Source organism: Nonomuraea sp. NPDC005730 (assembly GCF_040630865.1).
In the GTDB taxonomy this organism is placed as follows: Bacteria; Actinomycetota; Actinomycetes; order Streptosporangiales; family Streptosporangiaceae; genus Nonomuraea.
Window position 1 is genome coordinate 87,385 of sequence record NZ_JBEXYK010000040.1, and the last position, 8,134, is coordinate 95,518.

Annotated in this window: 6 protein-coding genes; 5 read left to right on the forward strand and 1 reads right to left on the reverse strand. The window is 73.8% G+C overall.

What is annotated here, in order from left to right; translation table 11 throughout:
• Positions 1–3 precede the first annotated feature (3 nt).
• A complete protein-coding gene (locus ABZ444_RS34010; protein WP_358005987.1) occupies positions 4–1,668 on the reverse strand; it encodes a serine/threonine-protein kinase in 1,665 nt (554 codons plus the stop codon).
• A 101-nt stretch (positions 1,669–1,769) separates the two neighbouring features.
• Here ABZ444_RS34010 and meaB point away from each other — a divergent pair, with 101 nt between their 5' ends.
• From meaB to ABZ444_RS34035, 5 genes are all read left to right on the forward strand, one after another.
• Positions 1,770–2,750: a methylmalonyl Co-A mutase-associated GTPase MeaB gene (meaB, locus tag ABZ444_RS34015; protein ID WP_358005990.1), complete on the forward strand. Its 981-nt coding sequence runs from the start codon at positions 1,770–1,772 to the stop codon at positions 2,748–2,750.
• Between the two features lie 168 nt (positions 2,751–2,918).
• On the forward strand, positions 2,919–5,069 hold the full coding sequence (locus ABZ444_RS34020; protein ID WP_358005993.1) for a CehA/McbA family metallohydrolase: 2,151 nt from the start codon (positions 2,919–2,921) through the stop codon (positions 5,067–5,069).
• A 110-nt stretch (positions 5,070–5,179) separates the two neighbouring features.
• The gene (locus ABZ444_RS34025) at positions 5,180–5,800 is read left to right on the forward strand and encodes a TetR/AcrR family transcriptional regulator (RefSeq protein ID WP_358005996.1); all 621 of its coding nucleotides are present in this window, start codon (positions 5,180–5,182) and stop codon (positions 5,798–5,800) included.
• Complete coding sequence (locus ABZ444_RS34030; RefSeq protein WP_358005998.1) at positions 5,797–6,864, forward strand: acyltransferase; 1,068 nt, start codon at positions 5,797–5,799, stop codon at positions 6,862–6,864. The genes ABZ444_RS34025 and ABZ444_RS34030 overlap by 4 nt, the downstream gene beginning before the upstream one ends.
• A gap of 105 nt (positions 6,865–6,969) precedes the next feature.
• Positions 6,970–8,031, forward strand: a complete 1,062-nt coding sequence (locus tag ABZ444_RS34035) for a glycoside hydrolase family 19 protein (protein ID WP_358006001.1) — start codon at positions 6,970–6,972, stop codon at positions 8,029–8,031.
• The last annotated feature ends 103 nt before the right edge of the window (positions 8,032–8,134 follow it).

Sequence of the window (8,134 nt, forward strand, 5' to 3'; positions counted from 1 at the left end):
GGCTCAGAGGGCGTCGTCGCAGATGGTGACGGCGATGGTGCGCCGGCGGGCGACCGGCGCGGTGATCCGTAGCGTGACGCTGTGGGGGCCGGCGTCCGTCAGCGCGGTCGGCGAGGTCAGCTGCCGGGGGCCGTTCTCGGCGACCGTTGCCGAGGAGCGGGCGGTGACCGTGCCGTCGACGATCCAGGTGTACCGGAGGGTGATCGGGTCGCCGGTCCTGGTCACCGCCGCCTGGAGCCGTACCGTGCCGTCCCAGCAGTCGCCGTTCCTGGTGCCGCCGGACGGGCGCAGGGGGGCCAGGGTGAGGCGGTCGGGGGCCGGGGTGGTGCCGGCGGTGCTCTCCTCCCGCGGCCCGGGGACGGGGGAGCGGGTGTGCCGCGGGCGTCGCGTGGGGGAGGTCGTGGTGGCGGGGGTGGGTGCTGGGGTGGGGGCGGTGGTCACGTCGGCCACGTGGGTGGCCTTGGGCGTGGGCGTCGAGGGAGTGAGCCAGACGATCGCGCCCGACAACACCAGCACGGACACCCCGGAGACCCCGGCGACCATCGCCGTCTTCACCCGCCGCCGCACCCTGACCGTGGGCGCGGCCCCCGGCTCGGCGGCCTGCGCGGCCGCGGCCGGGGCCGGGGTGGGAGCCGGGGCCGGGGTCTGCGGTCCCGGGGGTCCCCCGTGGGGGAGGGGCGGCGTGCCCGCGACCAGGCGCAGCCCGGCGGTCCCCGACGCGGCATCCGGCCCCCCGGCGCCCGCCGGGCGCGCCGACGCCCCGGCGGAGGGCGTCGGGCGGGTCGGAGTTCCGGAGGGTGCCAGGTGGGGCGAGGGGCCGGAGGGCGCCGGGCGGGCCGGGGGGCCCGACGGTGACGGGTGGGGCGAGGGGGCGGAGGTGGCCGAGGAGATGGTGAGCAGGTGGCGGAGGACGTCGGCCATGGGCGGGCGGCGGGTGGGGTCCTTGGCCAGGCCGGCGAGGACCACGCCGAGCAGCGGCTGCGGCAGGTCGCCGGTGCGGGGTTCGTCGTGCAGGATGCGATTGATGACCGCCGGCAGCGAGTCCTCGCCGAACGGCGGCATCCCCGTCGCCGCGAAGACGATCACCGACGCCCACGCGAACACGTCCGCGGGCGCGCCCGCCTCCTGCCCCGAGAGCTGCTCGGGCGCCATGTACGCGGGCGTGCCCGTGATGGCGCCGGTCGCGCTCACCCCCGTCCCGAACGCCGCCGAGACGCCGAGGTCGGTCACCCGCGGACCGTCCGGCCCGAGCAGCACGTTCGACGGCTTGAAGTCGCGGTGCGCGACGCCCGCCCGGTGCGCGTCGGCCAGCGCCGTCGCGGTCGTCACCGCCAGCCGCCGCAGCTCCTCCGCGCCGCGCAGCGCGCCGGCCTCCTGGAGGGAGGGCCCGTCCACGTACTCGGTCACGACGTACGGCCGGCCCCTGACCGAGGCGTCGAGCACCCGCGCGACGCAGGACGGTGCCACGGCACGCGCGGCGGCGATCTCCCTGGCGAACGGCTCACCGGCGATGACGCCCTCGGCGAGCACCTTGACGGCCACCGGACCGCCGTCGCGCCCGCGGGCGAGGTAGACGACACCGTGGCCGCCCGCGCCGAGCCGCCCGGCCAGCCGGTAGGGTCCCACCGCCGCCGGGTCGCCCTCGCGGAGGGGTTCGACGTTGGGCATGAGGGGAGTGACTCCTGTGACGGCTGTGATCAGAACTCCAGCACCTTACTGGCAAATAACCGGACTTGTCAGAAGTTAGGCTGATCAATGAGAAGAAAGGGGTGAACCGCGTGCGCTCGCTGGAGGACTACGCCCAAGGCGTACGGGCAGGCTCCCGTACGTGGATCGCCCGCGCGATCACCCTGGTCGAGTCGACCAGACCGGACCACATGGCGCTGGCCCAGCGGCTGCTCGTCGAGCTCACCCCGCTGTCCGGCCGGGCCCGCCGGGTCGGCGTCTCGGGCGTGCCCGGCGTGGGCAAGTCCACGTTCATCGACGCGCTCGGCACGTACCTCACCGGCCAGGGGCACCAGGTGGCCGTGCTGGCCGTCGACCCCTCCTCGACCAGGACGGGCGGCAGCATCCTCGGCGACAAGACCCGGATGGCCCGGCTGTCGGCCGATCCGGCCGCGTTCATCCGCCCGTCGCCGACCTCCGGCACGCTCGGCGGCGTCACGAAGGCGACCAGGGAGGCCATGGTCGTGGTGGAGGCCGCCGGGTTCGACGTGGTGCTGGTCGAGACCGTCGGGGTCGGGCAGTCGGAGACCGCCGTGGCCGACATGGTGGACACCTTCCTGCTGCTCACCCTGGCCCGCACCGGCGACCAGCTCCAGGGGATCAAGAAGGGCGTGCTGGAGCTGGCCGACGTGATCGCGGTCAACAAGGCCGACGGCGAGTACGAGCTCGCGGCCAGGAAGGCGGCCAGGGAGCTGGCCGGAGCCCTGCGCATGTTGCGTTCGGACCCGCGTTCGCCGTCGGGGCCGCCGCCCGTCCTGACCTGCAGCGGGCTCACCGGGGACGGCCTGGAGGAGCTGTGGCGGCGGGTCCTGGCCCATCAGGACTCGCTGGACCTGGCCGCCAAGCGCCGCCGCCAGCAGGTGCAGTGGACCTGGACGCTGGTCCGCGACCGCCTGCTCGCCGAGCTGCGCCACGACCCCGAGGTGGCGGCGATCACGGCGGACGTCGAGCGGGAGGTGCTGGCGGGGGAGCTGACCCCGGCGCTCGCCGCCGACCGCCTGCTGTCGGTGTTCAAGCGGCCCTGACGTCCGGCGGCGGTCGCCGGGAGCTCTCCACTCCCCGGAGGAACAGACTTGCGCCCGGGGGAGAAATATCCGTATCCGCAGCGTCATCTCCGATCCGACGGCTTGAGCGGGACATGTCACGATGTCGCGCAACCGACGTGGGGAGAAGCGCAGATGTGTGCGGAACCGATGCTGCCCGAAACGGTCGCGGGGGCCCTGGAGGAGTACGGTCGCCTGCTGGCCGAGCACGGCATCACCTGGGGCGAGCCGGAGATCCACTACGTGAAGTTCTTCGCCCGGCGCAGGGTGCTGCCGCCCTCGCTGTTCGGCACGTTCTGGCGCCTGGCCTTCGAGGAGGCCGGGCGCCTGCACCAGGGGCAGCCGATCGACCGGCTGGCCGCCCACCTCGCCGAGCCCGACTACGACCGGCTGCTGCGCGACACCCTCGCCGGCGAGCTGCCGCCGCACCTGGCCGCGTTGCGCGTCGGCCCGGACCGGATCGAGCTGCGGGGAGCGCCGATCACCGTCCTGGCCCCGGGGGAGCCGCCCTCGGGCCCGCGCTGGGTGGGCGAGGTGCCGGTCGCGGACGCCCGGCCCGCGAAGGCCGTTGAGGCCCCGCCGCCGCCCTCCGGGCGCGGTGCGGAGAAGATCTTCCTGCTCGTCGACTCCTCCCGCGACACCCCCTGCCCGGTCAGCGTGGACGACGCCTGCCGCGAGCTGGCCCCCCACGGGGCCTGGCTGGTCGAGGCGGACGCCGGCAGCGTGATCGTGGCCGACGGGCAGCGCGTCCTGCTCGATCCTCTGCTGCGCCCGGTGCCCGCCGCCCGGCTCACTCTGGTGGCGGGGGAGCCGTGCCGGTGGAGCGTCGCCTCCCGGGACGGCCGCGGCTGGTACCCGCCCGGCGTCCCGGCCCGTCACGACTACCACGGCAGGCCCTACTTCCACGGTGACGGCCGCACGCTCGACGTCCCGGCCGAACCGCTGACGATCATCGTCACCCGGGGCATGGAGTACGCCGAGTCCACCCTGGACCTCGCCCTGGCCCCGGGCGAGGAACGCCTGGTCCGGCTCTGCCCGGAACGCCTGTACGACGCCGCCGCCCGCGGCTGGTACGGCGGCGACCTGCACGTCCACCTCAACTGGGCCGGCGACCTGGTGGGCCTGCCCGCCGACGCGGCCGCCGCCCAGCTCGGCGAGGACCTGCACGTGCTCAACCTCCTCGCCGGGAACGTCTCCGGGCCGCGCGTCTACGACCGGGAGGCCCTCGACCACTGGGCGGGGGAGGACCTGCCCTGGTCCGACGCCACCCACCTGGCCCGCATGGGCGTCGAGTACCGCAACGACCTGCTCGGCCACGTCTACGCGTTCGCCCCGGAGCGCGCGCCGGGCCGGTTCCACACCGGGTTCGCCGGCGACGCCGACTGGCCGCCGAACGCCGAAGGGCTGCGGGAGCTGCGCGGCCTCGGCGCGGTCCTCGGCTACAGCCACCCCTTCGCCACGCCGCTCGCCGACGGCGATCCGCCCAGGGCCGTCGTCTCCCCGGTGCCGCGCAACTGCGCCGCCCGCGAGCTGGTCGCCGACGCCGCGCTCGGCCTGGTGGACAGCCTCGACGTGCTCACCCACGCCTCGATCCCGTCCACGGCGGCCGTCTACCGGCGGCTGATCGGCGCCGGCAACCGGCTCGCCGTCACCGCCGGGACCGACTCGATGATCTCCTTCACGCGTTCGGACAACCAGTCCAACCCGCCGGGCTGGGCCCGCGTCTACGCCCGGGTGGAGGGCGAGCTGACCGCCCGCGCGTTCGCCGACGCGGTACGGGCGGGCCGCACGTTCGCCACCACCGGCCCGTGGCTGGAGCTGACGGTGGACGGGCACGGCCCCGGCCACGTCATCGACGCCCGCCCCGGCGACCACGTCCGCGTCACCGCCACCGCGATCGGCCCGGAGGTGGCCGCCGTGCGCGTCCGTACGGCCGAGGGCGTGCGCGCGGGCGCGGAACGGCTCCCGGCCGACGAGCGGCGCCCGCCCGGCGAGGAGCGGCTGACCGTGACGGCCGACCTGCGCGTGGACGAGCCGACGTACGTGGTGGCCGAGGTCGTGTGCGACCCGCACCCGCGCACCATGACCGGCACCGGCTACGCCCTGACCAGCCCCGTCTACGTGGACATGGCCGGCCGCCGGGTGGCCAGGCGGGACGACGTGCGCTGGTGCCTGGAGTGGCTGGACCTGCTGGAGGAGCTGATCAGGTCGCACGCCCGCCTGACCACCCCCGGCCAGCTCGCCGATTACGTCGCCCTGCTGGACCAGGCCAGGGAGGTATACCGGGGCCGCCTGTCCTGACCTCCCGCGGTTCCCGTCCCCCCGCACGATGCCTGGCCCCGCGCGGTCCCTGAGCGACGCGCGATGCCCGCCCCCCGCACGATTCTGGCCGCCTGTGCTAGATTTTGGCCATGCGGTCAGAAAATCAGTCGGGCGGCCAGAAGGCGCGCTCGTTCATCGAGGAGGCCAGGCGGGCGCAGATCATCGCCTCGGCCGTGGAGGTGATCGCCGAGGTCGGGTTCGCCCAGGCGTCGCTGGCTCGCATCGCCCGGCACGCGGGCATCAGCAAGGGCGTCATCTCCTACCACTTCGCCGGCAAGGAAGAGCTGATGGAGGAGGTGGTCAACAGCGTCTACGGCGAGATCGCCGCACACGTCATGGCGCGGATCGAGGGCGTCGAAGGGGCCACCGCGGTGGTGCGTACGCACATCCTGGCGGTCGCCGAGCACATGCGCGAACACCGCACCCGGCTCAAGGCCCTCGGCGAGATCTTCTACAACCTGCGCACCGCCGACGGGGAGCCGCGCTACGGCGTCAACGCCAGCGAGGAGCTCTACCAGGTGATGGAGCAGATCTACGCCTACGGCCAGTCCACCGGCGAGTTCCGCGACTTCGACCGCCGCGTCATGGCCATCACCCACTTCTCCGCCATCGACGACATGTTCGCCTACTGGGTGGCGAACCCCGACCACGACCTCGACGCGCACGCCGCGGAGCTGGCCGACCTGTTCGAGAGGGCATGCAGGCGATGAAGACAGAGACCGGGACCGGGACCAGACTGCTCGCCGTCGACAACCTGCGCGTGCTGCTGACCGCGCTGGTCGTCGCCCATCACGTCGCCGTCACGTACGGCAACATCCCGCTGTGGTACTACAACGAGCCGGCCGCCGACCCCTCCGGGACGGCGCTGGACATCCTGGTGGTCTTCAACCAGGCGTTCTTCATGGGGTTCTTCTTCCTCATCTCCGGCTTCTTCACCCCCGGCTCCCATGACCGCAAGGGCGGGCGCGCGTTCGTCCGCGACCGGCTGGTCAGGCTCGGGGTGCCGCTGCTGGTCTTCCTCGTGCTGCTGCGGCCGCTGCTCACGATCGGCGAGCACGGCATGCCGTTCTGGAAGTGGTACATCGTCTCGTGGGACCCGGGGCCGATGTGGTTCGTCGAGGTGCTGATCGTCTTCGCCCTGCTCTACGCGTGGTGGCGGCGGGCGGGCCGGTCCGACGGGCAGGGGGCCGGGGCGCCGAGCCTCAAGGGGGTCGTGCTGTTCACCCTCGGGCTGGCGGCGGTCACGGTCCTGTGGCGGATCCCGGTGCCGCAGGGCACGTACGTGCCGGTGCTCGGGCTGCCCACGCCCTACTTCCTGCCGCAGTACGCGGCGATGTTCGCGGCCGGTGTGGTCGCCTTCCGGCGCGGCTGGTTCGAGGCGCTGCCCAGGCGGGCCGGGCGGGCCGGGTTCGTCGTCGCGGGCGTGGCGAGCGTGGTGTTGCTGCCGCCTGCGGCCCTGACCACGGGCCCGGTGGCGGTCGCGATCAACGCGCTGTGGGAGTCCGTGTTCGCCGTCGGCATGATCGTCGGCCTGGTGGTGCTGTTCAGGGAGCGGTTCGCCCGGCAGGGGCCGCGCGGCAGGTTCCTGTCCGGCAACGCCTACGCGGTCTACGTCATCCACCCGCTGGTGCTGGTCGCCGTGGCCTGGGCGGTGCGGGGGCTGCACGCGGCGGCGATCGTCAAGTTCGCCCTCGTGCTGGCGGTGTCGCTGCCGTTGTGCTGGGGGCTGGCGTACGCGGTCCGGTCGCTGCCCGGGGCCAGGCGGATCCTCTGACCGCGGGCTTGACTTTGGGCCTTGCCGGGCCCTTGGCGGCGTGCCACCATCGCGCTAACTCTTAGGAAACTTTCTTAAGAGATTTCGTGAAGGGAAGTGATCGGGGTGCGCCGGAGCCTGACGTTGTTCGCCGCCGCGCTGCTGGTGGCGGGCGTCCTGTCGGCCGTCGTGCCGGCCCCGCCGGCCGGGGCGGCCACGTGCGCGACGCCGTGGAACGCCTCGACGGCCTACAACGGCGGCGCGGTGGTGTCCCGCGGCGGGCACAACTGGTCGGCCAGGTGGTGGACGCAGAACGAGACCCCCGGCACCGCCGCGGTCTGGACCGACCAGGGCGCCTGCGGCGGCGGTACCCCCACACCCGGCTGCGACCACCCGAACTGGGTGGCCGGCCGGTACTACGCCACCGGCAGCATCGTGCGATACACCGACGGCAACCATTACATCGCCGTCCACGACAATCCCGGCTACGACCCCGTGATCAGCACCTGGTACTGGGACCCGTACGCGTGCGACGGCGGCGGCGGGCCCACCGATCCGCCGGACCCGGGAGGCTTCGTGGTGAGTCAGGCGCAGTTCGACCAGATGTTCCCCGGCCGCAACTCCTTCTACAGCTACAGCGGCCTGACCACGGCGATCGCCGCCTTCCCCGCCTTCGCCGGGACCGGCTCCGCCACCGTCAGGAAGCAGGAGGCCGCCGCCTTCCTGGCCAACGTCAGCCACGAGACCGGCGGGCTGGTCTACATCGTGGAGCAGAACACCGCGAACTACCCGCACTACTGCGACGCGACGCAGCCCTACGGCTGCCCGGCCGGGCAGGCCGCCTACTACGGCCGCGGGCCCATCCAGCTGAGCTGGAACTTCAACTACAAGGCCGCCGGCGACGCCCTCGGCATCAACCTGCTGAACGACCCCTGGCAGGTGGAACGGAACGCGTCCGTGGCCTGGAAGACCGCGCTGTGGTACTGGATGACCCAGAACGGCCCCGGCACCATGACCCCGCACGACGCCATGGTCAACAGCCGCGGGTTCGGCGAGACCATCCGCAGCATCAACGGCAGCCTGGAGTGCAACGGCGGCAACCCGGGCCAGGTGCAGAGCCGGGTCGACGCCTACCAGCGCTTCACCCAGATCCTCGGCGTCGCCCCCGGCGGCAACCTGTCCTGCTGACCGCCTCCCCGGCGCCCGATCAGGCCGGCCGCCCGCCCCCGCGGGGGCGGGCCGGCGGGTGCGCGCGGGCGGCCCGGGGGGGGGGTGGGGGGGTTGCCGGCCC

What these genes read in the sequence shown, in the direction of transcription:
- ABZ444_RS34030 (WP_358005998.1), top strand. Translation starts at nt 5,797, where the DNA reads ATGAAGACAGAGACCGGGACCGGGACCAGACTGCTCGCCGTCGACAAC.
- ABZ444_RS34025 (WP_358005996.1), top strand. Translation starts at nt 5,180, where the DNA reads ATGCGGTCAGAAAATCAGTCGGGCGGCCAGAAGGCGCGCTCGTTCATC.
- ABZ444_RS34020 (WP_358005993.1), top strand. Translation starts at nt 2,919, where the DNA reads ATGCTGCCCGAAACGGTCGCGGGGGCCCTGGAGGAGTACGGTCGCCTG.
- ABZ444_RS34010 (WP_358005987.1), bottom strand. Translation starts at nt 1,668, where the DNA reads ATGCCCAACGTCGAACCCCTCCGCGAGGGCGACCCGGCGGCGGTGGGA.